The 25,833-nt window shown below is 37.4% G+C and carries 23 protein-coding genes and 1 riboswitch; of the genes, 19 read left to right on the forward strand and 4 right to left on the reverse strand.

Features of this window, described 5'->3' with window-relative positions; genetic code table 11:
* Positions 1-11: 11 nt before the first annotated feature.
* The 7 genes from V7138_RS00970 to speG all read left to right on the forward strand — a co-directional run bounded on the left by V7138_RS00970 (position 12) and on the right by speG (position 6,250).
* A complete protein-coding gene (locus V7138_RS00970) occupies positions 12-1,391 on the forward strand; it encodes a 2-oxo acid dehydrogenase subunit E2 (RefSeq protein ID WP_335393397.1) in 1,380 nt (459 codons plus the stop codon).
* Positions 1,392-1,443: 52 nt separating this feature from the next.
* Positions 1,444-2,097: an HAD-IA family hydrolase gene (locus V7138_RS00975; RefSeq protein ID WP_335393399.1), complete on the forward strand. Its 654-nt coding sequence runs from the start codon at positions 1,444-1,446 to the stop codon at positions 2,095-2,097.
* 463 nt (positions 2,098-2,560) lie between these two features.
* Positions 2,561-3,532, forward strand: a complete 972-nt coding sequence (locus V7138_RS00980; protein WP_335393400.1) for a tRNA dihydrouridine synthase — start codon at positions 2,561-2,563, stop codon at positions 3,530-3,532.
* A 196-nt stretch (positions 3,533-3,728) separates the two neighbouring features.
* Complete coding sequence (locus tag V7138_RS00985; protein WP_335393401.1) at positions 3,729-4,223, forward strand: sigma-70 family RNA polymerase sigma factor; 495 nt, start codon at positions 3,729-3,731, stop codon at positions 4,221-4,223.
* Positions 4,216-5,241 carry an anti-sigma factor gene (locus tag V7138_RS00990; RefSeq protein ID WP_335393403.1) on the forward strand — a complete coding sequence of 342 codons (1,026 nt, stop codon included), beginning with the start codon at positions 4,216-4,218 and terminating at the stop codon, positions 5,239-5,241. Before V7138_RS00985 ends, V7138_RS00990 begins: the two co-directional genes overlap by 8 nt.
* The gene (locus V7138_RS00995; RefSeq protein ID WP_335393405.1) at positions 5,226-5,543 is read left to right on the forward strand and encodes a hypothetical protein; all 318 of its coding nucleotides are present in this window, start codon (positions 5,226-5,228) and stop codon (positions 5,541-5,543) included. The genes V7138_RS00990 and V7138_RS00995 overlap by 16 nt, the downstream gene beginning before the upstream one ends.
* 191 nt (positions 5,544-5,734) lie before the next feature.
* Positions 5,735-6,250 carry a spermidine N1-acetyltransferase gene (gene speG, locus V7138_RS01000; protein WP_335393407.1) on the forward strand — a complete coding sequence of 172 codons (516 nt, stop codon included), beginning with the start codon at positions 5,735-5,737 and terminating at the stop codon, positions 6,248-6,250.
* A 99-nt stretch (positions 6,251-6,349) separates the two neighbouring features.
* Here speG and V7138_RS01005 read toward each other — a convergent pair whose 3' ends face one another.
* Positions 6,350-6,898: an NADPH-dependent FMN reductase gene (locus V7138_RS01005; protein ID WP_335393408.1), complete on the reverse strand. Its 549-nt coding sequence runs from the start codon at positions 6,896-6,898 to the stop codon at positions 6,350-6,352.
* A gap of 433 nt (positions 6,899-7,331) precedes the next feature.
* Here V7138_RS01005 and V7138_RS01010 point away from each other — a divergent pair, with 433 nt between their 5' ends.
* Both V7138_RS01010 and V7138_RS01015 read left to right on the forward strand, forming a co-directional pair.
* Positions 7,332-7,562 (forward strand): glutaredoxin family protein, encoded by a 231-nt coding sequence (locus V7138_RS01010; protein WP_335393410.1) that lies wholly within the window; start codon positions 7,332-7,334, stop codon positions 7,560-7,562.
* A 512-nt stretch (positions 7,563-8,074) separates the two neighbouring features.
* Positions 8,075-10,354 (forward strand): ATP-binding cassette domain-containing protein, encoded by a 2,280-nt coding sequence (locus V7138_RS01015; RefSeq protein ID WP_335393411.1) that lies wholly within the window; start codon positions 8,075-8,077, stop codon positions 10,352-10,354.
* Positions 10,355-10,413: 59 nt separating this feature from the next.
* Here the strand turns inward: V7138_RS01015 and V7138_RS01020 are convergent, their stop codons facing one another.
* Positions 10,414-11,805, reverse strand: coding sequence for an APC family permease (locus V7138_RS01020; protein ID WP_335393413.1), 1,392 nt, complete (start codon positions 11,803-11,805; stop codon positions 10,414-10,416).
* A 220-nt stretch (positions 11,806-12,025) separates the two neighbouring features.
* Here V7138_RS01020 and V7138_RS01025 point away from each other — a divergent pair, with 220 nt between their 5' ends.
* The 5 genes from V7138_RS01025 to V7138_RS01045 all read left to right on the forward strand — a co-directional run bounded on the left by V7138_RS01025 (position 12,026) and on the right by V7138_RS01045 (position 17,999).
* Complete coding sequence (locus tag V7138_RS01025; protein ID WP_335393415.1) at positions 12,026-13,225, forward strand: MFS transporter; 1,200 nt, start codon at positions 12,026-12,028, stop codon at positions 13,223-13,225.
* 157 nt (positions 13,226-13,382) lie between these two features.
* Positions 13,383-13,564, forward strand: a riboswitch (Lysine riboswitch).
* 102 nt (positions 13,565-13,666) lie between these two features.
* Complete coding sequence (locus V7138_RS01030) at positions 13,667-14,503, forward strand: transporter substrate-binding domain-containing protein (RefSeq protein ID WP_335393417.1); 837 nt, start codon at positions 13,667-13,669, stop codon at positions 14,501-14,503.
* Positions 14,504-14,553: 50 nt separating this feature from the next.
* Positions 14,554-15,300 (forward strand): amino acid ABC transporter permease, encoded by a 747-nt coding sequence (locus tag V7138_RS01035; RefSeq protein ID WP_335393419.1) that lies wholly within the window; start codon positions 14,554-14,556, stop codon positions 15,298-15,300.
* Positions 15,301-15,316: 16 nt separating this feature from the next.
* Complete coding sequence (locus V7138_RS01040; RefSeq protein ID WP_335393421.1) at positions 15,317-16,057, forward strand: amino acid ABC transporter ATP-binding protein; 741 nt, start codon at positions 15,317-15,319, stop codon at positions 16,055-16,057.
* Between the two features lie 187 nt (positions 16,058-16,244).
* Positions 16,245-17,999 carry a putative bifunctional diguanylate cyclase/phosphodiesterase gene (locus V7138_RS01045; protein ID WP_335393447.1) on the forward strand — a complete coding sequence of 585 codons (1,755 nt, stop codon included), beginning with the start codon at positions 16,245-16,247 and terminating at the stop codon, positions 17,997-17,999.
* A gap of 75 nt (positions 18,000-18,074) precedes the next feature.
* On the opposite strand, the gene V7138_RS01050 is transcribed toward V7138_RS01045, so the two are convergent.
* Positions 18,075-18,920 carry a DUF2935 domain-containing protein gene (locus V7138_RS01050; protein WP_335393423.1) on the reverse strand — a complete coding sequence of 282 codons (846 nt, stop codon included), beginning with the start codon at positions 18,918-18,920 and terminating at the stop codon, positions 18,075-18,077.
* A gap of 150 nt (positions 18,921-19,070) precedes the next feature.
* Positions 19,071-19,961: a cation diffusion facilitator family transporter gene (locus tag V7138_RS01055; RefSeq protein WP_335393425.1), complete on the reverse strand. Its 891-nt coding sequence runs from the start codon at positions 19,959-19,961 to the stop codon at positions 19,071-19,073.
* A gap of 219 nt (positions 19,962-20,180) precedes the next feature.
* Here V7138_RS01055 and V7138_RS01060 point away from each other — a divergent pair, with 219 nt between their 5' ends.
* The 5 genes from V7138_RS01060 (at position 20,181) to V7138_RS01080 (ending at position 25,799) form a co-directional block, all read left to right on the forward strand.
* Positions 20,181-20,693, forward strand: coding sequence for a DinB family protein (locus tag V7138_RS01060; protein WP_335393427.1), 513 nt, complete (start codon positions 20,181-20,183; stop codon positions 20,691-20,693).
* A 169-nt stretch (positions 20,694-20,862) separates the two neighbouring features.
* Positions 20,863-22,026 (forward strand): VTT domain-containing protein, encoded by a 1,164-nt coding sequence (locus V7138_RS01065; RefSeq protein ID WP_335393429.1) that lies wholly within the window; start codon positions 20,863-20,865, stop codon positions 22,024-22,026.
* A 362-nt stretch (positions 22,027-22,388) separates the two neighbouring features.
* The gene (locus V7138_RS01070; RefSeq protein ID WP_335393430.1) at positions 22,389-23,465 is read left to right on the forward strand and encodes a Fe(3+) ABC transporter substrate-binding protein; all 1,077 of its coding nucleotides are present in this window, start codon (positions 22,389-22,391) and stop codon (positions 23,463-23,465) included.
* Position 23,466: 1 nt separating this feature from the next.
* A complete protein-coding gene (locus V7138_RS01075; protein WP_335393431.1) occupies positions 23,467-25,116 on the forward strand; it encodes an ABC transporter permease in 1,650 nt (549 codons plus the stop codon).
* Positions 25,113-25,799 carry an ABC transporter ATP-binding protein gene (locus V7138_RS01080; RefSeq protein WP_335393432.1) on the forward strand — a complete coding sequence of 229 codons (687 nt, stop codon included), beginning with the start codon at positions 25,113-25,115 and terminating at the stop codon, positions 25,797-25,799. Before V7138_RS01075 ends, V7138_RS01080 begins: the two co-directional genes overlap by 4 nt.
* Positions 25,800-25,833: the final 34 nt, after the last annotated feature.

The raw sequence follows: 25,833 nt of genomic DNA on the forward strand, positions 1-25,833 counted from the left end.
AGGCTCACATCATGGCTATCGAAGTAAAACTACCTCGTCAATCTGAAGAAAATGATGAAAGCTTAATCACCTTCTGGCAAGTTTCAGAAGGTGACTATATCGAAAAAGGGGAGACATTAGTAGAAGTTCAAACAGCCAAAGCTGTATCAGAAATAGAGGCACCTGAGTCAGGCTATATTAAGGAAATTAAAAAACAAAGAGGAGATACCGTTAAAGTGGATGAAGTCCTCGTTGTCCTTGATACAAACTCCACAAGTGAAAATGAAGCACAAATAGAAACAGCTGCAACTGTAGAAGTATTGGAGAAGCCTCAAGAAGCAGAAGTAGCGATTGAAGTCAGAGCAACACCGCGAGTAAAAAGACTTGCTAAAGAACTTGGCGTGGACTGGCAAAAGGTGACACCAACTAGTTCAGATGGAAAACTTAGTTTAGACGATATTCGGGAAGCAGCGGACGCATTGAATCAACCAGTTGCAAAAGAACCTGCGATTGAAAAAGTAGTTAGCCAGCCTGTTGAACAAGTGGAGAAGAAAGTACGAACAGTGATTGCTGCACCATCTGTCCGTAAATATGCACGAGAACATAATATTAATTTAGAAGAAATTGAAGCGTTGACTCCAAATGGAAGAGTGACGAAAGCAGATGTGGATCGCGCACTTCAAGCAAATGCAGAAGTATTAACATCTCCATCAACAGTGGATGAAATTATTCCATTTTCAGGTATTCGCAAAGTCATCGCGAATGCAATGGTTCATGCCAAAACAACAATTCCACATGTTACACATTTTGACGAAGCTGAGGTGTCTCGTTTAGTAGACCATAGACAAAAGATGAAGGCGTATTTCAGTGAGGAAGACGTCAAACTCACATACCTAGCTTATATCGTTAAAGCCTTAACAAAGGTTCTTAAAAAGTATCCAATGTTAAATGCTTCACTGGATGAACCAAACGATAGAATTATTCTTCACAAACAATATAATATGGGAATTGCAGTTGATACTGAACGTGGATTAGTGGTTCCTGTTATAAAAAATGCGGATCAAAAATCACTTTTTGATATTGCGAAAGAGATTCAGGAACTTTCTAATAAAGCCAGGGAAGGTTCGATTAAAGCAGATGAAATGTCTGGCGGTACTTGCACAATTTCAAATATAGGTTCTGAACGAGGAGCATGGTTTACTCCTATTATTAATGCACCTCAATCGTGTATTCTAGGATTTGGTCGTATTGAGAAAAAGGTCGTTGTCATTGATGATGCAATTGAGATTAGACCAGTGATGGCCCTGTCCCTAAGCTACGATCACCGCTTAATTGATGGAGCTACAGCACAAAAGGCTGTAAATGAATTTAAAAAATTGGTTCACGAACCTGATTTATTATTAGCCTATTAATTTTATAGAATAGCAATAAGAAAACTGTCCTTGTATTTGAGGGCAGTTTTCTTTGAACAATCTCCTATTTAAGCTTTCTTTTCAGGACTATCATTTTTATAATGGTATGTATTATGTAAAAGAGAGAGGGATTCACATTAATATTCTTTGGGATTTTGACGGAACATTGTTTAACACCTACCCAGCACTAGTTAAGGGTTTTATCCATCTGAGTGGCAGGGATTTGGATCCGAAGGAAGTACTGAAGTGGCTCAAGGTCAACTCGAAAGTAGCCTTTCAACATTATGGAATTGACGAAAGCCAGCGGAAAGAATACACAAAACTCTACAATCAGTATTCCTTTGACAGCCAGCCGTTTGAACACTTAGAAGAGGTTTTACAAATGGCCGATGACAATTTTATTGTAACGCACCGTGACAAGGAGTCTACACTGTTCCTTCTGGAAAAATTCAAGCTGTTACACTATTTTAAGGTGGTTGTATCCGTCGAGGAAGAGGGCTTTACCCGAAAACCACATGCAGCCTCATACCAACATGTGATGAAGGATTATCCGGTAGATTTAGTAATCGGTGATCGCGAACTCGATCTAATTCCAGCTAGAGAATTAGGAATCAAAACGGTTGCCTTTGAAAATCCGGATATTGAGGCAGACTTTCATATCGAGAACTATGCTGACTTCAAAACGAAAGTCTATCCTTATTTATAAAAAGTAATCGTACTTTTGGTATTGCAAGGATATGAGAGGCATCCTTGTCATAACTCCCCCTTTAGCTACAGACCATAATGCGGAGGAAGGAATAGTTAAGAGTAGATAAGATAAGAAGAACTGTAGATGTTTACCAGTCTACAGTTCTTTTGTTCGTTTTGAAGTTGCAATAGAGAATTATAAATAACAAGATAAAATGAATATTTAAGTAAATAATTCAAAATAGATCAGGTGCTTGTCTCTTGATACGTTTGTGTAAGAGGCAGGCCCTTTTTTATTTAGACCAGTATAGGTCACTTAATGACTATCAATAATATTTAACAACCCGAATTGGTGAAAATAAACAGTTATGATTCATTTGATAAAAAGTGTTCAAACGTGGTATAAGTGTAAAAGAAGTAAGAAGCTTTTCTTTTTACAAGATTTAGAACTAGTGTTTCAATGAGAGGATTTGAATTTAAGTATGACGATAGATAATTTTTGGCGCGAACTCCCACGTCCATTTTTTGTGCTTGCACCGATGGAAGATGTGACAGATGTTGTTTTTCGCCATGTGGTGAGTGCAGCAGGGAGACCTGATGTATTTTTTACAGAGTTTACAAATTCGGAAAGTTATTGTCACCCAGATGGGAACCAAAGTGTGCGTGGGAGATTGACTTTTACAGAAGACGAACAACCTATTGTGGCACATATATGGGGGGATAAGCCTGAAAACTTTCGGCAAATGAGTATTGGAATGGCGGAGCTTGGGTTTCGCGGGATCGATATTAATATGGGCTGTCCTGTACCTAATGTGGCATCGAAAGGGAAGGGAGCCGGTCTCATTCTCCGCCCAGAAGTTGCAGCTGAGTTAATCCAAGCTGCAAAAGCAGGAGGATTGCCTGTAAGTGTAAAGACTAGGCTTGGTTATACGGATATAGAAGAATGGCGTGACTGGCTGACCCATATATTGAAACAAGACATTGCGAATCTTTCCATTCATCTGCGTACAAGAAAGGAAATGAGTAAAGTAGATGCGCATTGGGAGATGATTCCGGAGATCAAGAAGCTTCGTGATCAAGTTGCACCAGATACACTTTTGACAATCAATGGGGATATTCCTGACCGTCAAACTGGCTTGGAGCTTGCTAACCAATATGGAGTTGATGGGATCATGATTGGCCGTGGTATTTTTAAAAACCCATTTGCTTTTGAAAAAGAGCCGAGAGAACATAGCAGTAAAGAATATCTTGATCTCTTAAGACTGCAGCTTGACCTCCATGATCAATATTCGAAAATAGAGCCACGTTCATTTAAACCTCTTCATCGATTCTTTAAAATATATGTCAAAGGGTTTCGAGGAGCAAGTGAATTGAGAAATCAATTGATGAATACAGAGTCAACTGATGAGGTTCGTGCATTGCTTGATGAATTTGAGAGTCAAGACATACAATAATGTTAGAAAAAATGAAAGGGCCTGACCCCCACAGACTAAAAGTATTAAAGTACTGTGGAGGCAGGCCTTTCTCTGTCTAAAATGGGCTTTCAGCCGCTTTACTAAATTTTCATTTATACTTAATATAGAAAAAAATTCTTTGATTTTGCAACTTTTTATACAACTGTTTCGTGGGTAGATTGAAGGGGGGAAAGCGGTGGATTTAGATGAGGTATTTGAAGAATATGTAAATGATCTATATCGATACTTATTTTCCCTTTCAAAAAATCACCATACGGCGGAGGATTTAGTCCAGGAAACATTTTACCGGGCATATCTTCAGTTGGTGGAAGATGACATTCTGAATATTAAACCATGGTTGTTTAAGGTAGCTTATCGTGCGTTTATTGATTTTACTCGAAAACATAATCGACTGGTGATTACTGATGAAATACATAATAATCGAGTGACTATGAAAACACCGGAAAATTATCTATTAGAAAAAGAAGGGTTTACCGCACTTATGAACGATATCCATGCTTTGAAGGAAACGGAAATGCATGCACTGATTCTTTGTGACTTGCACCAGTTGAGTTTGAAAGAAGCGGCTGACATTCTTCAAATAAATGTAAATACGCTGAAGAGCCATTTATCAAGGGGTAGAAAAAAGGTGGTTGAAAGGGTCAAGGAAAGGAGGAAACACGATGGATAAAGAGCAAAACCAGAACGATAAGGAACTCTATCAGTCTTTTCTAAATGAATCAATGCAAGACTATGAGAAAAATCATAAGGTGCCTGAAACAAAACAACAAAGACTGATTAAAGCCGGCAAATATCATGCATTACAGACAAATATTATGATTAGCTTGGCTGTTTTACTATTGATTGTGCCTGTACTTACATTAAGCAGCTATTTGTATTACGCAATCGGTGGAAAAGCAAACCATTTAATTGATATCGCAACAAAAACTATATATATAACTGAACCGAATATGAGTTTAGAAGAGATGGAAGTAGAAGAAGATATCGGGTTTTTTACGATGGATCTTTATTTTGATGTATTTAAGCGAATTGGGAAAGAGGATTATCAAGCGGGTGAGTACTCGGTTAGTTTTGCACTGGATAAGCCAAACTTCCCTGAGCGGGATATGAAACTAGAGAGACCACTTCCAAATATAGGAGATATGGAGACTGACATGCTATATCATCCAAGGGGCTCATATGGTAAAACAGTTTCTTCTGATTGGGAAATTCTCGAACATCTTCCGGATGGTACGGTAGGAGAGGTTTATTTATCTTTGTACCAATTAATGAAACCAGAAGAGGTTGAAAAACAGCTTGGAGAAAATGTTGAGGTAAGATGGGTAGCGGTTGATACCGGATTTGAGGATAAGAATTTATATGAAGCGGGATATTCGGTTGCACCAATAGGGTATCCACTACAAGTCGATACCACTACATGGTCACCCTTTAATGGAAGAGTGAAGTCAAACGAAGAGGAATTTTTAGATATTTTAAAATTCCTCGCAAAGGAAGAAAAAATAGCAGAAAAAATATCGCGTGCAAGATCACTAGTTTTAAAAGAAAGAATCCCATACATCGAGAAAAACGGGGTCCAAGTCTATGGAGCAGTTGTCACCGGACCAATTCCGGAACTTAGAAAACTCAAGGATAATCAGATGATCCGATTCATGAAGGTGGGGGAAGTAAAGCTATGGAACTGGAAATGAACAATAAACAAAATGAAAAACAAAGAAGACTGCCTACCATTTCGGGATTCCTTTCCTTCCTGACGGCTCTAATTGCGCTTGCGGGGGTAAATATTACGTTATTGATTGATGTCGATGATTTTCCGCAAATGTTCCTCATTAACCTTCCGCTTGTAGGGCTACTCCTAGGGCTGCTAGGGCTATTTACATCCAAAAGATCTAGGTTATATGCATTTTGGGGGATTGGACTTAGTTTGTTTATTTTAATTTTTACATTTTTGATGATAGGCATATCTTGGGTAGGGATTAATCCTAAGCCTTAATAAAAGGGCCTGCTCCTCACTTTACTAGAGTGTTACCGAAAGGAGGAGCAGGAAAGGCTTTAACTTGTTTATCTTCTGTTATTCTACTATCATTATTGTATGAATATTTTTGGGTTTTATAAAATATATTAAATTATATCTAAAAGGAAACAACCCATAGAGTGAATGCAGGATTCGGAGGATAAATAGGAATGAGCGATGTAAAATTAAGGCCTTTAGAAAGAGTGGACCTAGGATTTGTCCATAAATTAAATATTAATGCAAACATTATGTCCTATTGGTTTGAAGAGCCATATGAGTCATTTGTAGAATTGCAGGATTTGTATGATAAGCATATTCACGATCAGGGTGAAAGAAGATTTATTGTAGAAAAAGGCACTGAAATGGTGGGACTTGTTGAACTTGTTGAGATTGATTATATTCACCGCAGGGTGGAATTCCAAATTATTATTGATCCGAACCACCAAGGAAATGGATACGCGAAGTCTGCGACATATCTCGCAATGGACTATGCGTTTTCTGTATTAAATATGTATAAATTATATTTAATCGTTGATAAAACCAACGAAAAAGCGATTCATATTTATGAACAACTTGGTTTTCAGTTTGAAGGAGAGTTAATTGATGAGTTTTTTGTTGATGGTGAATATCATAATGCAATAAGAATGTGCATGTTTCAGCATCAATACTTTAAAAGGGGTTCTTGAGTGTCAGAGGTCACACACACCAATTCATCTATAAGTTGCATAAAAAAAGTTGGAGTTTTGGCAGGTATGTTCTGCACAAAAACTCCAACTTTTTATTTCTTATTGATATTTCTTGATTAATTCAACGAATTCATTAACGAAACCTTGTAGGAATTCGGTAGTTCCTTCATTAAGCTTACCACTTTCATCTAATAATTCATGTACAGACCCAATATATGCTTCTGGTTGTTGAACAACTGGCATATTTAAGAATGTAAGTACTTGTCGTAAGTGATGGTTTGCACCGAACCCAGCAAGAGCACCTGGAGATTGGCTAATGATCGCTGCAGGTTTGCCATTCCAAACACTTTCTCCATATGGGCGAGATGCTACATCAAGAGCATTTTTTAAAACAGCTGGGATTGAACGGTTATATTCAGGCGTTACAAATAATACCGCGTCTAGTTCTTTAATGGTATTTCGGAATGCTGTAAATTCCGCAGGAGTTTCTAAGTCTCCTTCAAAATCTTGATTAAAAAAAGGAAGGTGGCCAATTTCTACAAACTCTGTTACATATCCTTCTGGAAATAAAGGTGCTACATTATCAGCAACTTGTTTTGAAAACGAATTTTTACGAAGACTACCAAGAATAATGCCAACTTTTGTCATACTATTCATCCATCCTTTAATTTATTTTGACTTCAAGATAATTGTATTGGACTTAAGACAAATAGGCAAAAGAAATGCTTTACCTATTAAAGGTCTGACCCTCACCATACTTTAACGCACCGTGCTGAGGGAAAGGACAAATCTTTAGGATTGTAAATATACCCAATAGGGTATATAATGTGTGCAAGATATAAAATAGGATATTTACTCAATGTAGGGAGGCTTTAATATGCTTGATAAATCCAATCAAAAAAGGGATTGCGCCACAACTGGTTCCTGAGGAATTAGTCGGCCTAACGTTTCTGAGGAAGGAAAATCGGTAAAAAGGCCGATTCCAATATGACCAGGAACATTAGTCTGGCTCCTGGGAGGAGCCATTTACCTCATATATAAAGTATTTACCTAATTTTTGATAAGAAAAGGAGAATTCTCCATGAACCAAATTACTGTCTATACAACTAATACTTGTCCTTACTGTGTGATGATGAAAAACTTCTTAAAGGAGAATGGAATTCCTTTTAAAGAAGTAAACGTCCAACAAGATCGAAATGCCGCCAATCGTTTAGTTAAAACAACAGGCCAGATGGGAGTTCCCCAAACAGAAATAAATGGCCAATGGGTAGTAGGATTTGATCCGGAAAAAGTAATGGAGTTGGTAAAGTAAAAAGAATTTGCTTTGTTATGTTTAATCACGTTCGGATTGCAAAGTCTATCATTATAAGAATAAGGAGGTGTATGTATGCTTCAAATTACACATGCCGCTATCTCAGCGATTACAAATGAAGTGAAGGATATTATTGAGGAAGGTAAAAAGCCCTTTATCCGATTAAAGATGGGAATTGGCTGAGGGGGGCCACAGCTTCGTCTGACTCTGGAAGAGTCGGCTTTAGATGGTGATGAAATCACTGAACAGGATGGAATTCAATTTTTAGTAAATGAAAGAGACAAAGTCTATTTTGAGAACACAAAACTTGATTACGTCCCTGCCCTATTTGGAGGGGGACAATTTAAGGTGCTTCGCGTATAAGGACTTTGATAAAATGATGTTAAAAAGGGCTGAAAAGCTCTTTTTTTTATAAGACTTAGAAAATAAAGCGGTGTTGGGGAATCCCTCTTTCCAAGTTGGCTACAATGGTAGCAAACGAATAGAAGCTGAGTACAAGAAAGGAGGACAACATGTCAGAAGTAAAAGATGAAATTATTTTAAGAGGCCTTAAAGAACATAATTTAAAAAATATAGATTTAAACATACCAAAAGAAAAAATCATCGTATTTACTGGTCTTTCAGGTTCAGGTAAGAGCTCCGTTGTATTTGATACGTTAGCAAGAGAAAGTAGGAGGCAAATGACGTTGAATTATCCTCTCTATGTCAGAAATCAAATGCCAAGGTATGAAAGACCCCACGCCGATCTTATGCAAAACTTAAGCCCAGTTATAGTAGTAGAACAACGACAAATAGGGGGAAGTTCCCGTTCAACAGTAGGCACCTATATGGATATCCATCCATTAATTAGACTATTATTCTCTAGAATAGGAAAGCCATCGATAGGTTCTGCCACGGATTTTTCGAGTCAAAGTTCTTTTGGGAGATGCCCGGAATGTGGCGGATATGGGGAGGTTGTTACACCAGATCTAAATAAGATCATTGATTTCGATAAGTCACTTCGAGAGTATGCAGTGAAATTTAAGCCATTATCGCCTTCAGGATGGCAAGGCAGATGGATGTTGACAGGTGGTTTATTCGATCCTGATAAACCGATCAAAGACTACACAGAAGAAAATCTCCAACTGCTGTTATATGGTCCGCCGAAAGGTGAAAAAGTATATGCACCGTTTCATACAAAAAATGGACCGCAGGATCATGAATGGGATGGATTATTGCCGAGATTTACGCGTCTCTATATTAATAGGGATATCACAAAGCTAAAAGAAGTGTCCCAGGATGATGTCTTTGCCGTATCAACTCGAGTCTTATGCCCAACCTGTCAAGGTTCAGGTCTAAATCCAAAGGTATTAGAATGTAGAATAAATGGCTTGAATATTGCAGAATATGATCAATTAGAGCTTCCAGAATTACTTGTGGAACTAACGAATATTAAAGAACCAATGGGAATATCGATCGCACAACAAGCAATCCCTCATGTCAAACAACTAGTCGATATGGGCCTTGGATATTTGAGTCTATCAAGAAGAATGGGGACCCTTTCCAGTGGCGAAGCCCAAAGGGTAAAAATTGCTCGTCATTTAGGGAGCAGTCTAAACAATATTACCTATATTTTTGACGAGCCAAGTGCAGGACTCCATCCAGAAGAAGTGGATTTGTTAATACAGATGTTAAAAAGGATAAAGGCCCACCATAATACTGTAATCGTTATCGAACACAATTTATCAGTAATAAAAGAAGCAGACGAAATCATAGAAATGGGACCAGGAGCAGGTGTTAACGGTGGTGAAGTAGTCTATCAAGGAGCATTAGAAGGGCTCAAAAACTCACCAACAGCAACAGCTCTAAACCATAAGCTAAACATAAATAAAAGTCCAAAGGCGATAAAAAGCTATTTTACGATTAATCAGGCGAGTAACAATAACTTAAAAAATATAACCGTACATATTCCTAAAAATGTTTTAGTCACTATATGTGGAGTATCTGGATCAGGTAAAAGCTCTATAATGTTGGAAGCGTTCGCGGAAAAGTATGCAGAAACCATCAAGGTGGGACAGGGTAGCATCGGAATCTCAACCCGTTCAACCCTAGCTACTTATATGGGAATCATGGATGATATTCGCTCAATATTTGCGAAAGAAACGGGGCAACCAGCGGGTTTATTTAGCTTCAACTCCCAAGGAGCATGTCCGATCTGCAAAGGAAAAGGGGTCATAACGCCAGACGTTGCCTTTGCAGACCCAGTAACAATCCCTTGTGAGACATGTGGTGGTACGAGATATTCAGAAGAAGCCCTTTCCTATCGATTTCAAGGAAAAAATATAGAGGAGATTTTAGATTTAACAATAGACGAAGCGTTGAATTATTTTACAATACCAAAGATCGTAAAAAGAGTACATACGCTTAAAGACGTTGGATTAGGCTATCTGACCTTAGGGCAGACGACCAGTTCGTTAAGCGGAGGAGAGGTTCAACGTCTAAAACTTGCAAGTCATTTACAGAAAGAAGGACAAATTTATCTCTTAGATGAGCCATCCTTAGGACTGCACACAGAAGATAATGAAAAACTATTAGACGTCTTTAAAAATCTTGTAACTAGAGGTAATTCTGTCATCATAATCGAACACAATCTAAACTTTATAGCAGCGAGTGACTGGGTAATTGAATTGGGTCCTGGAGGAGGAAAGCAAGGGGGACAAGTTATATTTGAAGGGACACCTACAGAGATGTTACATGAAGAGACATTAACAGCGAAATGGTTAAAGAATGCAGTTAGTAAACAATTTAATTAAAAATGAATTAGCATAAAAAAATGAGCTTACATTGTCCTAACGTAAGCTCACTTTTGAATTTATTCTTTATTCATCACACTATGTTTTTTACCATAAGCAAAATAGAAAAGCAGTCCCAAAAGGAACCAAACACCGCAAGCAATCCAGGTAAAGACGGAGAGCTGAGTCATTAAAAATAAACATAACAAGAATGAACAAATCGGTATGAGTGGAAAGAACGGTACTTTAAAACCAATGGAGGGTATATTCTTATTTTTTCGCAGGTAAATAACTCCGAGAGAAACGACTGTAAAAGCTAGTAATGTTCCCATGTTAACCAGTTCTGCTAGCTTGGATAACGGAACGAAACCGGCGCAAAATGCGACAAGTGCTGCAAATACCCATGTATTTTTTACGGGTGTTTTATATCTTTTACTAAGCTCATTCATGCTTTTCGGCAGCAACCCGTCACGTCCAAACGCGTAAAGAAGTCTAGTTCCGCCGTAGGACATAACGAGGATTACTGTCATCATCCCTACAACAGCACCGAGTGAAATAATACCTGCCACCCAATCTTGATGAACCATTTGCATCACGAAGCTAACGGGATCACTAACATTTAACTTTGTATAGGAAACCATCCCAGTCAAGACGAGGGAAACAGCTCCATAAAGAATTGTACAAATAACTAATGATCCAATAATTCCTATTGGCATATTACGTTGTGGGTTCTTTACCTCTTCGGCAGCTGACGATACTGCATCGAAGCCAAGATAAGCGAAGAAAACAAGTGCTGCCCCACTGATAACGCCATTTATTCCGAAGGGCATTATTGGTTGCCAATTAGCAGGCTCTACATAAAAAATACCTACTCCAATAAATAAGAGAATAACACCTATTTTTATAAATACCATGATCATATTAACCTTTGTAGATTCCTTTATTCCGAGCGTTAATAAAAATGCAGTGGCAAATATGATGGCGATAGCAGGTATATTTACATAAGTACCCTCTGCTGGATTAAAAGAACCAGAGATAGCCTTTGGAAGGGTGATATTAAAGCCTTCTAACAAAGCACTTAAATAAGCAGACCATCCAGTTGCAACCGCTGCAACCGCTAAACCGTATTCTAACAATAAAGCCCATCCAACTAACCAAGCGACTACTTCTCCAAATATAATGTAAACATACGTATATGCACTGCCCGTTACTGGTACAGACGAAGAAAACTCTGAATAACACATCGCTGCGAATGCACAGACAATTGCAGCTATAATAAAGGAAAATACAATACCTGGTCCAGCGTGCTCTGCAGCTACTGTCCCTGGAAGGATGAAAATACCTGTTCCGACAATGGCTCCTACTCCAAGCAGCATTAAGTCAAATGCTCCTAACGTTTGTGGCAGCTGGATTTCCCCCTTGTTTTTAAGTAAATCCCCGAGATTTTTTTTCCTGAATAATACATCTTTCATGCTGTAACCTCATTTTTTTGAAATATGTAAAAATACTATATGTTAATGGATAAAAGGTCAACCACTTTTGTCGAATTACCAATATTTTTGTCGAATGATAAATTGTGATTATAGGGTTCATACTAAATAAATATCATGAAAAAATGTCTTGTCTTTTCGAATAAAGCCGATTATAGTAAGGTGGTAATGACAACTGACAAGACACTAGGGAGGGTAAATCATGTCAGAAAAAACAATCTCGAAGCGGAAGCTTCTTGGTATTGCAGGGCTCGGCTGGATGTTTGATGCCATGGATGTCGGAATGCTTTCGTTTATAATTGCAGCACTGCACACTGATTGGGGTTTGACGCCTCAACAGATGGGGTGGATCGGAAGTGTGAACTCAATCGGAATGGCTGTCGGCGCTCTTCTTTTCGGCTTATGGGCGGATAGAATTGGCAGGAAGAATATATTTATTATCACCTTATTATTATTTTCACTTGCGAGTGGTCTTTCAGCATTTACAACAACTCTCTTTGTATTTTTAGTTCTGCGTTTTTTTGTCGGGATGGGGCTTGGTGGAGAATTGCCTGTTGCTTCAACCCTCGTATCTGAGAGTGTGGCGGCGAAAGAACGTGGAAGAGTAGTTGTTCTGCTTGAAAGTTTTTGGGCTTTTGGTTGGTTACTTGCAGCACTTATTTCTTATTTTATAATTCCTTCATATGGCTGGCGTGTCGCACTTATTATTAGTGCTTTACCTGCCTTTTATGCTATCTACTTAAGGCTGAAGCTTCCGGACTCTCCAGCGTTTTCGCGCCAGAAAGTAGAGAAAAGGACGATTGTCCAGAACATCAGAGATGTATGGTCGAAGAAGTATACACGCTCCACATTTGTACTTTGGGTGGTCTGGTTCACGGTTGTTTTTTCATACTATGGAATGTTCCTTTGGTTACCAAGTGTAATGGTGATGAAAGGATTTAGTATGATTCAAAGCTTTGAATATGTTTTAATCATGACCCTTGCTCAGCTTCCGGGTTATTTTACAGCTGCATGGCTGATTGAACGAGTAGGAAGAAAGTTTGTACTTGTTACGTATTTATTAGGAACGGCAGGTGCCGCCCTTGTTTTCGGACAGGCAGAAACGACTGCAGTTCTCATCGTTTCAGGTATCTTTTTATCATTCTTCAACCTTGGTGCATGGGGGGCTTTATATGCTTATACTCCAGAACAATATCCTGCCGTCATTCGTGGGACAGGAGCTGGTATGGCCGCGGCAATTGGACGTGTAGGTGGGATTCTTGGACCGCTCCTTGTTGGTACTCTTGTTTCTGCAGGGCAATCAATTAGTTTCATTTTTACGCTGTTTTGCATAAGCATTGTGATCGGTGTGATTGTACTTGCCTTTTTTGGGAAAGAAACAAAGCAGATTGAATTAACCTAGAAGAAAGAGCTGCCACAGACTCAAAAGCTTATTTGTTTTCCCACATATAACAAGTTGAAATAGTGGTTTACTAGATATTGCTAATAAATAATGGTTGACGGCTTTATAGATATTATTGTAGTATAAAAATTAATTGAATAAGACCTCACTTTTTCAATAGTGAGGTAGAGGCGCGATATTTAACAGTCTTTAGTGGAGTTTGAGAAGCAGTGATGCTAAGGAGAAGGAAATGTCGCCGAAGTGTGTAATATTCTCGGTATTACATGCTGGGTCTGTAGTTAAGAGCTGCAGGACTGTCTCAATAAACCCCCAGGTTTATTGAGTTGTGCTATCTCATTTGGGATAAAAGAGAGGACTTTAGGGAAACGATACAGCGACCTGAGTATATCTCGGGTCGCTTTTTTGTGTCGAAATTTATCAAAAAATAGGAGGAAATACAACATGAGAAATAAAATATCATTATTCATAGTTTTATTGATTTCATCCATTCTATTATTAGCAGGATGTGGGACAAGTAATAGTTCTGATTCTGGATCGTCAGAGGATAAGATATTTAAGGTAGGCCTTGAAGCAGGTTATGCGCCATTTAACTGGACTCAAAACGATGATTCGAACGGTGCTGTTAAAATTCAGGGCTCGAAAGAATATGCGGGTGGATATGACGTAGAAATCGCAAAAAAAGTCGCTGAAGGATTAGGTAAAGAATTAGTTATTGTCAAAACGGAGTGGGATGGACTTGTTCCAGCTTTAACATCAGGGAAAATTGATGCCATCATAGCTGGTATGTCACCGACAGCAGAACGTAAAGAAGCCATTGATTTTTCAAGTAATTACTATACATCCAATTTAGTGATGGTTGTAAAGAAAGGCAGCAAATATGAAAATGCTACTTCTATTCAAGATTTCAATGGAGCAAAAATAACAGCTCAGTTAAATACATTCCACTACTCAGTGATTGATCAAATTGAAGGCGTTGAGAAGAAAACGGCGATGGACAACTTCCCAGCGATGAGAGTTGCTCTTGAATCAGGAATGATTGATGGATATGTTTCTGAGCGTCCTGAAGGAATTAGTGCTTCATCTGCGAATGAGAACTTTGTCATGGTTGAGTTTGAAGAAGGATTTAAAACATCTCCAGATGATACAGCAATTGCTGTTGGAGTTCAAAAGGGCAGTGAATTAACAGATAAAATTAATGAAGTTTTAGCTGGTATTTCAGAAGAAGAACGTACAAGCATTATGGATTCAGCGATTAAAAATCAACCGGCAGCACAATAACACTTACGAGAAACCAGCTGTATGGTTTATAGAATTAGGGAGGAAATAAGATGAGTTTTGAGTGGGTCATTCGAATAATCACAGAAAACTGGCCAATGTTCCTTCGGGGTGCAGGTGTAACACTTTTGATTGCTTTAATTGGGACAATTTTTGGGGCAGTGATTGGATTGTTTGCAGGAGTGATTCGAACAATTCCAATGCCTGAACGTGGAGTGAACAAAGTCATTTTAAAAGTGATTAATGCTATCCTCTCCATTTATATCGAATTCTTCCGTGGAACACCGATGATTGTACAAGCAATGGTCATTTATTATGGTTCGGCGTTAGCATTTGACATTGATATGAATGTGTTTGTTGCTGCGATTATTGTTGTATCAATTAATACAGGAGCTTATATGGCTGAGTATGTTCGTGGTGGGATTGTTTCAATCGATAAAGGCCAGTTTGAAGCCGCACATGCGATTGGAATGAATCATTTCCAAACGATGTGGAATGTTGTATTACCACAGGTTATCCGAAATATTCTACCTGCAACAGGTAATCAATTTGTCATTAACATTAAAGATACGTCCGTTCTGAATGTGATTTCTGTTACAGAATTGTATTTCGTGACAAAATCGATTTCAGGCAATAATTTTAGATATTTTGAATCATTTTTCGTAGCATGTATGATCTATTTTGTGATGACCTTTATTGTTACTAGAATACTATTATACTTTGAAAAAAAATTAGATGGTTCTGATAACTATACGATGATTGGAAACGATAGACCATTACAAGCAAATCAAAATAACTGAAGAAGGAGGAGAGAAAATGGAAAAGATGATTGATATTCAACATTTAAACAAATCCTTTGGAACGCATGAAGTATTAAAAGATATTGATTTCTCCGTCAATAAAGGAGAGGTAGTCTCCATAATCGGTTCCTCAGGATCTGGTAAATCTACTCTTCTTCGTTGTATTAATCTATTAGAAAAACCAAGTGGCGGACAAATTATCTATGATGGTGAAAATATATTAAATGACAAGCATGATGTCGCTTCTTATCGAAGACATTTAGGGATGGTTTTCCAACAATTTAACTTATTTAATAATCATAATGTCCTTGGCAATTGTGTGGTTGGTCAAATAAAAGTACTGAAACGCTCTAAGGAAGAAGCGGAACGAGTAGCGATGAAGTATTTGAAGGTTGTTGGTATGGATAAATATATTAATGCCAAGCCCAAGCAATTATCAGGTGGGCAAAAGCAACGTGTGGCCATCGCAAGAGCTCTTTCCATGGAACCAGATGTGATGTTATTTGATGAACCAACTTCAGCCCTTGATCCGGAAATGGTAGGAGAAGTTCTGAGAGTCATGAAGGAACTCGCTGAATCTGGTCTTACGATGTTAATCGTAACGCACGAAATGGAATTCGCAAAAGAAGTATCGGACCGAGTTGTGTTTATGGACAAGGGTGTCATTGCAGAAGAAGGAAGCCCAGAGCAAATTTTCAATAATCCAACACAAGCCCGTACTAGGGAATTCCTAAAACGTACATTAGTACGATCATAACGAAAAAACTAGACAGTACATGTAAATAATCACAATCATATCGGCCTCGGATTCGAGGCCGATATTGTTTTTGAAAAACATCTTGAATTAAAGAGTCTTGAAATTGATGCAAATAACATTTGGTGCTACAATATAGTCATTCAAATAAACAATTGAAACTTTAAGGGAGTTTAATAAAGTGGAAAATATGAATAGTAGAGTAGATTATATGGGCAAATCCATAAGTTCTGATAGAGAAGCACAAAAACAAGCAGAAGAGGAACAAAACGAGAAATATAGATTAATTGCGGAAAACACAACAGATTTAATTAGTCTTATCGAAGTGGACGGCTCTTTTCAATACACCTCTCCTTCCTTTGAAGCGATTTTAAAATATGACTTAGCTGCGATCAAACAACAAAATCTCTTCGATCTAATCCATCCGGATGATCAAGCGATGGTTAACAAGGAAATAAGGATTTTTTGCAAGCGAAAAAAAACAGTGAGACATATTGAAATTCGTATCCGTGATAACAAAGGGGATTATATTGATATCGAGGCCAGTTTTAGTGTCATCGACAAATCATCCTTTTCTAAAAATGATTTAATTCTCGTTGTCATGCGTGATATCCGATTCAGGAAGATATTCGAACAAAAAATATATCACTTGGCTTTTCATGACACATTAACAAATTTACCGAATCGACGTTCTTTTATGAACGAATTAAATAGAGAAATTCTTGACAGGAAACGCAGAGCTTCGTCGTCTAAAATGTCAGTACTATTCATTGATCTAGATAATTTTAAATCAATTAACGATCAGTGGGGTCATGATGTAGGTGATCAAGTTTTAATTGAAGCCGCTAGAATAATAAAAGATGCAATTCGCCCTAGCGATCTAGCAGGTCGGGTAGGCGGCGATGAATTTATTGTATTGTTAAAGGATATAAAAGATGAAGATGATTTAAAAAAATATGTGACACGAATACTGAAGAAATTTAACTCTCCAATCACCATTTCTGGGCAGGAGCATATTATGACATGCAGTATTGGGGTTGCTACCTATCCTATCGACGGTGACACTTCAAAGGAACTAATTAAGAATGCAGATGATGCCCTTTACAGTGTTAAAAATAAAGGGAAGAATCATTATTTACTTTTTAATAGTGAAATTAAAAATGAATCTTTAGAACGTAGATTGCTCGAAAATGCATTGAGAGTTGGTATAAAAGAAGAACAATTTTATTTGGAATACCAGCCTAAACTAAATATTTCTACTAAACAATTAATTGGTATGGAGGCTTTGGTGAGATGGAAACATCCTGAGCTAGGTACGATACCTCCTGGTAAATTTATATCATTGGCTGAAGAAACGGGATTAATTGTTCCTTTAGGGGAATGGATCTTACGAGAAAGCTGTAGGCAAATGAAGAAATGGCAAGAAATTGGCCATCAATCATTGGTCATTTCGGTCAATGTTTCGATCCGACAGCTTGAGGATACTAATTTTATTCCTTCAGTAAAGAAAATACTAAAAGAAACGAATTTAGACCCAAAATGGCTTGAAATTGAAGTGACAGAAAGTGTATTTATGGATGTGAATGATGCTGCGTCCGTCCTTGAGGAAATCCGCCAATTGGGAATACAAATTTCAATTGATGATTTCGGAACAGGGTATAGTTCGCTTAGTTATCTTAAGCATCTGCCGATAGATACACTAAAGGTCGATGCCTCATTCATTAAAGATATTCATGTAAATGAAGAAAGTAAAGCCATTGTAAAATCGGTTTTAACACTGGCAACAACTTTAGGTTTAAATGTAATTGCTGAAGGAATCGAAATTCAGGAACATGTTAATGCACTAAATAAGGATGGCTTATTGTTTGGACAAGGTTTTTATTTTAGTAAACCATTGAATAGTGAGGCGTTTGAGGAGTATATGGTTGCGGAACTGAATGTCTGAGTGGGACAAGGGGACAAGGTTTCACTTCCCGTTTAACTGGTGGAAAAGTGTACCTGGCCCTTGTCCCTAGATGTATTACCTTGGTTGAGGGTTGACGCTCGTAAGATGAGCATCAAACATATCAATTATTTCTAGGAACCTATCAGCTTCACGGAAAACATGGTCTGCTAATAACGGATGAATGATACTCTTTATTTTACATTGTTCGATTAGATCACGTGCTGTTTTCTTGAAGTCGCGAAGTGATGCGACAGAAACACGATTTTGATCCAGAAATTGATCTAATAGCGGAACAGTTTGGGATTGTGGCCTCATAGATTCTAAATCTCTTGCTTGATACATTAATTGATCAAAATCATTACTAAAATTTCGGGCCATATCAACTAACTTCCTCTCGGATGGATCCAACAAATGGCCAATAAATTTTGCATGATCAGCCATTATTCGTAAGAAGAAGACATTTTCTTTAATAATAGCTTCAGGAAGTGGCTTAAGTTTACCTTCATTTAATTCTATTAATCTTTTTCGAAAATAATTTGCCTCCCTGCTTGTATGGTCAACAAGGAGAGGGAAATTGTTTGCCCCTGGAAGTTTACATGTGAGAATTAAACCTAATATTTTTCGTTTAAATGCAAATATACCAGTTGCGGCTTGCTGTACTTCCGAATTAAATTTCCTTATTTGTTCAGGATCGGTTTGATTGGAAAGGGAATGTGCCATTTGTTCAATGTGTTCGAATATGCGGTAAAATTGATTGGCTTCTTGGATTAACTGAGTGTCTTCGGCTCTAAAACCTAATCGGAGAAATAAAGAATGTTCTTTCATAATCCTAGACCAAAAACGAATTTCATTTAAAGATCGCTCTACAAACATTCCTGAAGTGACGCCGGTATCGGCATGCAAATCTTTATTTCTATTCATTCCAATCCCTCCAATAATCCCAACGATTTACTCTATTCATATGAAATAATGAATAGGAATATACCGGCATTTAATTAGAATGACCTATGCTAAACGAATTAAATAATTGAAGGATATAAGAGCCAATATGTCCTGATTAAAAATGATTATTCAATTCATAATTAACGTATCATCTCCAACTGGCTCAACATGCACATGAACATCGAAAACATTATGTTGCTTCATTAAACTGCTTTCTACTTTTGAAGATATTTCATGTGCCTCTGTAATATCTAAATGATTCGGAACAGATATCACAACATCCACGACATTGCTATTTCCATAAGTCCTGCCCTTTATATCTTTTACTTCTAAAACCCCGTTTACCTGTAAAATAGTCTGTTTATATTCTTCTAAATCATGGATATCAAAGCCATCTGTTAAATAATGGGAAGATTCTTGGAAAATGTCCCAACCGGTTTTACAGATTAATAACCCAACAACAAATGCAGTTACTGGATCAAGCCATGGTATGCCAAGCTGGGATCCTAAAATTCCGATTGCAGTACCAATACTCACCCAGGCATCAGATAGATTATCTTTAGCAGCAGCCATCACGGCATGACTTTTTACTTTTTCGGCAAGATTTTTATTATATCGGTATACCAACATCATGATAAAAGCGGAAATGAATCCTGTCCATGCTGCGATCATATCAGGTGATTCATGTTTACCACTGAAGATAGAAGATGCTGCACCGTATAGAACCTGAACTCCAACCACCATCATAATTAATGATGCAATTAAGGAAGAAACAGTTTCTGCTTTCCAATGGCCATAAGGGTGATCGTCATCAGGTGGTTTTTGGGAAAGTTTTAAACCAACCAAAACTGCAACGGATGCAACTATATCGGTTGTGTTATTTAATCCATCGGCTTTCAGAGCTTCTGAACCGGCTATAAACCCAATGATTACTTTCAAAAACGATAAGAAGATATAAACAGCAATGCTCAAAATCGCACCACGTTCCCCCAGCTTCAAATCCTGATACCTCTGCTCCATTTCATTTCCTCCAAAAAATAACATTGAATCCCATTGTATCAAAGGGGTTTCGTGTTAGTCTACGGCAACGTTTTTGTGATAAAACAATAATAGTTTTGTAAGGCAAAAGTTTTGGCTATGGGAAAACTTTGTAGTATTAAACTCAAAGAATACATCTCATCTGGAAGAAATATATACAGAATAGGAACCTTGGAATGTAAACGTGAGGGGGAAAAGTTCATGAATAACGTAGTAAATGACGGTCTGTATGAAACGAGAAATAACGTAGTCAAGGAGATTACTTCATTAAGTTATACTCAATTTAACGAAAGTCCTGGGATGAACAAATGGAGTATAGCACAAGTTTGTCATCACTTAGTTTTGACGGAACTAGCAACAATAAAGGCTATAGCTTGGGGATTAAAGGCGGTTGACAATACTCCCAAAAACCGCCAAAACGTCCAACTTATATTGGATCGAACGAACAGGATTAAAGCCCCCAAAATCGTCGAACCAGATATAGAACCATTTGAAGTTCAGTCAATCCTTGACATGCTAAACGAATCTAGGCACAAATTGCTGACTTTCCTTAGCACAATAGAAGATCAATCAATATTGACAAAAAAATCAATAAAGCATCCTGCCCTGGGTGAATTGCCACTTGATCAATGGATTGAACAAATCTATTTGCATGAGCAGAGACACATCGAACAAATAAAGGAGATAAAAACACTTTTAAATGTGAGACAGTAATCTTCTAGTTTATGTTAAATGATAAGAGCCTGGCCCCCTAGTGAAGCAAAGCGTCACGCAAAGGGGGGCAGGCTTCTGCTATTTAAATTTGAATGCAGAGTTTACTCTTAAAATTCTACGTCTAAAATGGAGAAGGGGTTTTAATAGGCTTATAAGGAGATCACTTTTAATGGACTTTATAACCACATTGCTTAATCAACATGGTTACTTGGTATTGTTTTTTGCATTATTGATGGAACTATTGGCACTGCCTTTACCTGGTGAAGTAGTTATGATGTATACGGGGTATCTTGTATATCAAGGCGATCTTAATTGGTTCTTAAGTATTTTAATTGCTGGAACTGGTAGTTCGGTTGGAATGACGATTTCGTATTGGATTGGCATAAAATTAGGTTCACCGTTTTTTGAAAAATATGGACATCGCTTACATCTAGGTCCTGAAAGAATTAAAAAAGTATCACAGTGGTTTACAGCCTATGGAAATAAAGTGATTATAATTGCCTATTATATCCCTGGTATTCGTCACATTACAGGCTACTTTTCGGGAACAACACAAATACCATTTCGAAGTTATGCACTTTATGCATATAGCGGGTCGTTCATTTGGGTAAGTGTTTTTATTTCTTTAGGAAAACTATTAGGACCACAGTGGGAGCAATTTCATTCGACGATTAAGAAATATTTACTGATTATATGTATGATTGCGGCAATCCTTCTAGGTGTGATTTATGTACTAAAAAAATACAAAGTGCAAATCAAAGAAAGTGCGATGCTTTTGATTGATAAAGTCATAAATTTGTTTCGTACACAAAAACAGGCCGGGGTATTTATAGTAGGGATGATGGTAGCTACTCTAGGGTTTATTTTATTAATGTTCGGTTTGACCCAGGACTTTCTTGCAAATGAATTTAATGATTTCAATGAAATTGCAATTCTATTAGTTCGTTTACTTTTCAATCAAAGTTGGGATCCGATAATGGAGCTACTTTTGAATATAGGTTTACAAAAAGCACTCATCGCCGTCACAATTGTGACTATCCTTTTTGTTCTGTGGAATGGACGAGATAAGTTACTTGAAAGTATATTTCTAGTGATTGTTTTAGTGGGTGGTGAATTTTATGAAGAGAGTATAAGACGGATTTTTCATCAAATTGCTCCTATTAACAGTAAACAAGTGGAACCATTTTCTTTTTCTTTTCCTAGTGAACAATCCTTAATGGCGTTTGTCATTTATGGATTTTTTGTATTTATGCTCTTACGTTACCAAAATAGCGCTCGGATTCATACGGGAGGAGTAATGGTTTTCTTATTCTTTTTCTTCTTATGGCAATAAGTAGAGTCTATTTTGACCTTCAACTACCAAGTGAAATTATTGCAGGATATGTTTTTGGAGGGGTGTGGCTTAGTATGAATATTTTAATACTGGAAAGCTTTCGATTAATGGGAGTTATGACAAGGAAGTAAAGGGAACAGAGTTATTCAAAACAGAAACACGCTCACGGAGATTTTAAACATATTTTTAGGGAATGAGGGTCCAGTCCGAGCATTTTAAAGTGTGATGATGTGACCCTTCTTCTCTTTTTTTTGTGGATTTTTTCAATTTGTGGTTGACGTATTTAAGGACAATAAGTAAAATAAAATCATACTAATTGATAATGATTTTCATTTTCATAAAAGGAAAGGATGTTACATAATATGAATCTTAAAAAGCTTTTTAAACCTATACTTGTTACTTCTGCATTAACAATCGCTTTAATAGGGTGTGGCACAAATAACGCAGAAGAAGGAAAAAATGGTACAAAAAAAGAGGATGCTAAAACTCAAGAAGTGAACGTATATACGGCTAGACATTATGAAGCAGACGATACAGTGTATAAAAATTTCACTGAAAAAACCGGTATCAAAGTAAATGTAATCAAAGCCGAAGCTGAAGAACTTATTGAACGAATTAAACGTGAAGGAGAAAGTACTCAAGCGGATTTATTTGTTACGGTTGATGGTGGAGTTCTTGCCCACGCTAAGAAAAATGACATTCTTCAACCTATTGAATCTACCGCAGTAATTGAGAATGTTCCAGAAAACTTAAGAGATACTGATAATAACTGGGTTGGAATCGCAACAAGAGCGCGTGTTATTGTCTACTCAAAGGATCGAGTTTCTCCGGATGAACTGTCCACTTATGAGGATTTAACAAATGAGAAATGGCATGGGAAAGTCTTAGCTAGATCTTCAACTAGTCTCTATAACCAGTCATTACTCGCTTCATTCATTGAATTAAACGGTGAATCTGCTGCTGAAGAATGGTCAGCAGGAATTGTGAAAAATTTTGCTCGTCAACCAGACGGTGGTGACCGTGACCAAGCAAAAGCAATTGCAGCCGGAACTGGTGATGTAGCCATCATGAACACCTATTATGTTGGTTTAATGGCCAATTCTGAAGACCCAGAAGAAAAGAAAGTAGCAGAAGGAATTGGTGTGTTTTTCCCTAACCAAGAAACGAATGGTACTCATGTAAACATTAGTGGAGTAGCGTTAACTAAACATAGTAAGAACAAAGAAAATGCAATTAAGCTTATTGAGTATATGACAAGTGTAGAGGCACAGGAGTTCCTATCCGCAAATAACTATGAGTTTCCGGTAAATCCGAATGCTGAAAAACCAGAGATCCTTCAATCATGGGGTGATTTCAAAATGCAAGAACTTAATTTTGATACTTTAGATGAGCACAACAAAAAAGCAATTGAAATCTTCAATAAAACTGGCTGGAAGTAATATGAAAGCTCAGACTATCAAGCGTATTTTACAAAAGGAACTAAATGGATGGTGGATAATTAGTATGATTGGAGCAGCCATTATACTGCTCCCTATCCTTTTTGTGTTTTTTTCATTGTTTCAAGAACCAAATGAAAATTGGATGCACATTAAACAATACTTACTTACTAATTATGTATTAAATACATTTGTCCTAATGACCATTACTGGGCTTGTAACAGCATGTTTGGGTGTAACTTTAGCGTGGCTTATTGCAGCATACGACTTCCCTTTAAAGAAGTTTTTTAGATGGGGGTTAATTCTTCCGCTAGCTATCCCCCCGTATATTGCAGCATATACGTATCGAACCATGCTTAGTTATACTGGGGTTCTACAAGTTACACTAAGGAATACATTTGACTACCAAATCAATCCCGAATTATTGTCATTATCTTCTCTGCGAGGTGCAATTTTTGTCTTCTCGTTATTTTTGTTTCCATATGTGTATATCATTACAAAGGCATTTTTAGAAAACCAAAGTACTGCTTATATTGAAAATGCGAGAGTGTTAGGCAGTAAGCCACTGGCTGTATTTTTTAGGGTAGTTTTACCACTTTCAAGACCAGCAATTATTGGCGGAGTGGTACTAGTTATTTATGAAGTCCTTAGTGATTATGGCGTTACAAGTTACTTTGGAATTCAGACGATTACAACGGCCATTTTTCAAACATGGTTTGGAATGTATGATATAGATACCGCGATGCGATTAGCTGCTTGGTTAATGATCATAATTGTAGGTCTATTTATTTTGGAACGCGTTTTACGTAATCAGCGTCGATATAATTTAAGTAATAAAACAAGACCACTTTCTCCGAAGCAGTTAAAAGGATTTTCTGCTTTTGCAGCATTTAGTTATTGCTCAATTGTATTCGCGCTTGGCTTTTTTATCCCTTTTATTCAATTACTTTCATGGGCAAAATTAACCTTTCACAAGGTTTGGGATGAATCGTTTGTCACTCTTTTGTATCAGACGGTATATGTTGCACTTATTTCAACAATTCTTATCTTACTTTTAGCCGTTATTGTTGCAAATGTCAGTCGTTCCCATTCGACTTTTTCATATATTTTATCGAAACTAGTAACGTCTGGATACTCCATTCCTGGTGCCATTATCGCAATTGGAGTCCTAGCTTTATTTATCACTCTTGATAAATGGCTTTCACCAATGTACTCCTATCTAGGATATGGAAATGCTCCATTGATTTTAAGTCTTTCGATCGTTATGCTTATTGTTGGATACACCATTCGCTTCATGGCGACAGGCTTTAACGCTATTGAGGTAGGATTTGAAAAGGTTGGCATGAAATATGCAGAAGCTTCCAGAGTACTTGGGAAAAATGTTACGAAAACATTTTTCAAAATCGATTTGCCCTTAATGAAAGGGGCAATTGTAAGTGGATTTATTTTAACCTTTGTTGAGATAACGAAGGAATTACCTTTGGTCCTACTATTGAGACCGTTTAACTTCGAAACATTAGCAACAAAAACCTACCAATACGCAAAAGATGAACTAATTTACGAAGCTTCAATTACTTCTCTGATGATTATTGGCATCAGTACACTGTCAGTTGTCGTGTTTCAAATGATCGATAAGAAGAAGGTGGAACAATGAAGATTCTTGAAATCAATAATCTTAGATTTTCATTTTCACGGAAAGTTTCTCCTATTATTGAAAATTTTTCTCTTTCTATTGATGAGGGAGAAATTGTCGGGATATTAGGAAAAAGTGGAAGTGGGAAAAGTACCTTACTTAGATTAATATCTGGCCTAGAAATGGGAACAAAGGGAAGCATTACAATTGCAGGAAAGCCTGTTTTCAACGATAGTCTATTTATCCAGCCCGAGGAGCGGGAGGTTGGAATGGTATTTCAAGATTATGCCTTGTTTCCACATATGAACGTGAGGAATAATATACTATTTGGATTAGACCGTCTACCTAAGAAAGAACGGAAACAACGAGTTAAGGAAATGCTTGAACTTGTTAAAATGGAGGACTTCGAGTCGAGATTTCCTCATGAATTAAGTGGCGGACAGCAACAACGTATTGCCCTAGCAAGAGCATTGGCACCTAAACCGAACCTGCTATTGATGGATGAGCCCTTCAGTAATTTAGATGCAGACCTAAGGGAATCCATTCGTCAAGACCTTCAATCTATTTTAAAAAAAGCCAATATCACCTGCATCATCGTCACGCATGATCGTAATGATGTAGAGGCGATTTGTGATCGTAGTATCGTGTTTGGTGATACAAAGGGAATCAATAAAAGAAAGCTAACAGCTGTAAAATCATTTTAAAAAGCAACGTCTACATTAAAGTGTACCCTTTGTA

This window comes from Bacillus sp. JJ1533 (assembly GCF_036965045.1).
In the GTDB taxonomy this organism is placed as follows: Bacteria; Bacillota; Bacilli; order Bacillales; family Bacillaceae_L; genus Ferdinandcohnia.

Bases quoted from the DNA above. Each gene is read 5' to 3' on its own strand.
- V7138_RS01060 (WP_335393427.1), top strand. From the start codon at position 20,181: ATGAATAACGTAGTAAATGACGGTCTGTATGAAACGAGAAATAACGTA.
- V7138_RS01040 (WP_335393421.1), top strand. From the start codon at position 15,317: ATGGAAAAGATGATTGATATTCAACATTTAAACAAATCCTTTGGAACG.
- V7138_RS01080 (WP_335393432.1), top strand. From the start codon at position 25,113: ATGAAGATTCTTGAAATCAATAATCTTAGATTTTCATTTTCACGGAAA.
- V7138_RS01035 (WP_335393419.1), top strand. From the start codon at position 14,554: ATGAGTTTTGAGTGGGTCATTCGAATAATCACAGAAAACTGGCCAATG.
- V7138_RS01055 (WP_335393425.1), bottom strand. From the start codon at position 19,961: ATGGAGCAGAGGTATCAGGATTTGAAGCTGGGGGAACGTGGTGCGATT.
- V7138_RS01020 (WP_335393413.1), bottom strand. From the start codon at position 11,805: ATGAAAGATGTATTATTCAGGAAAAAAAATCTCGGGGATTTACTTAAA.
- V7138_RS01070 (WP_335393430.1), top strand. From the start codon at position 22,389: ATGAATCTTAAAAAGCTTTTTAAACCTATACTTGTTACTTCTGCATTA.
- V7138_RS01045 (WP_335393447.1), top strand. From the start codon at position 16,245: ATGAATAGTAGAGTAGATTATATGGGCAAATCCATAAGTTCTGATAGA.
- V7138_RS01010 (WP_335393410.1), top strand. From the start codon at position 7,332: ATGAACCAAATTACTGTCTATACAACTAATACTTGTCCTTACTGTGTG.
- V7138_RS01025 (WP_335393415.1), top strand. From the start codon at position 12,026: ATGTCAGAAAAAACAATCTCGAAGCGGAAGCTTCTTGGTATTGCAGGG.
- V7138_RS01065 (WP_335393429.1), top strand. From the start codon at position 20,863: ATGGACTTTATAACCACATTGCTTAATCAACATGGTTACTTGGTATTG.
- V7138_RS00990 (WP_335393403.1), top strand. From the start codon at position 4,216: ATGGATAAAGAGCAAAACCAGAACGATAAGGAACTCTATCAGTCTTTT.
- speG (WP_335393407.1), top strand. From the start codon at position 5,735: ATGAGCGATGTAAAATTAAGGCCTTTAGAAAGAGTGGACCTAGGATTT.
- V7138_RS01015 (WP_335393411.1), top strand. From the start codon at position 8,075: ATGTCAGAAGTAAAAGATGAAATTATTTTAAGAGGCCTTAAAGAACAT.
- V7138_RS01075 (WP_335393431.1), top strand. From the start codon at position 23,467: ATGAAAGCTCAGACTATCAAGCGTATTTTACAAAAGGAACTAAATGGA.
- V7138_RS01050 (WP_335393423.1), bottom strand. From the start codon at position 18,920: ATGAATAGAAATAAAGATTTGCATGCCGATACCGGCGTCACTTCAGGA.
- V7138_RS01005 (WP_335393408.1), bottom strand. From the start codon at position 6,898: ATGACAAAAGTTGGCATTATTCTTGGTAGTCTTCGTAAAAATTCGTTT.
- V7138_RS00980 (WP_335393400.1), top strand. From the start codon at position 2,561: ATGACGATAGATAATTTTTGGCGCGAACTCCCACGTCCATTTTTTGTG.
- V7138_RS01030 (WP_335393417.1), top strand. From the start codon at position 13,667: ATGAGAAATAAAATATCATTATTCATAGTTTTATTGATTTCATCCATT.
- V7138_RS00995 (WP_335393405.1), top strand. From the start codon at position 5,226: ATGGAACTGGAAATGAACAATAAACAAAATGAAAAACAAAGAAGACTG.
- V7138_RS00970 (WP_335393397.1), top strand. From the start codon at position 12: ATGGCTATCGAAGTAAAACTACCTCGTCAATCTGAAGAAAATGATGAA.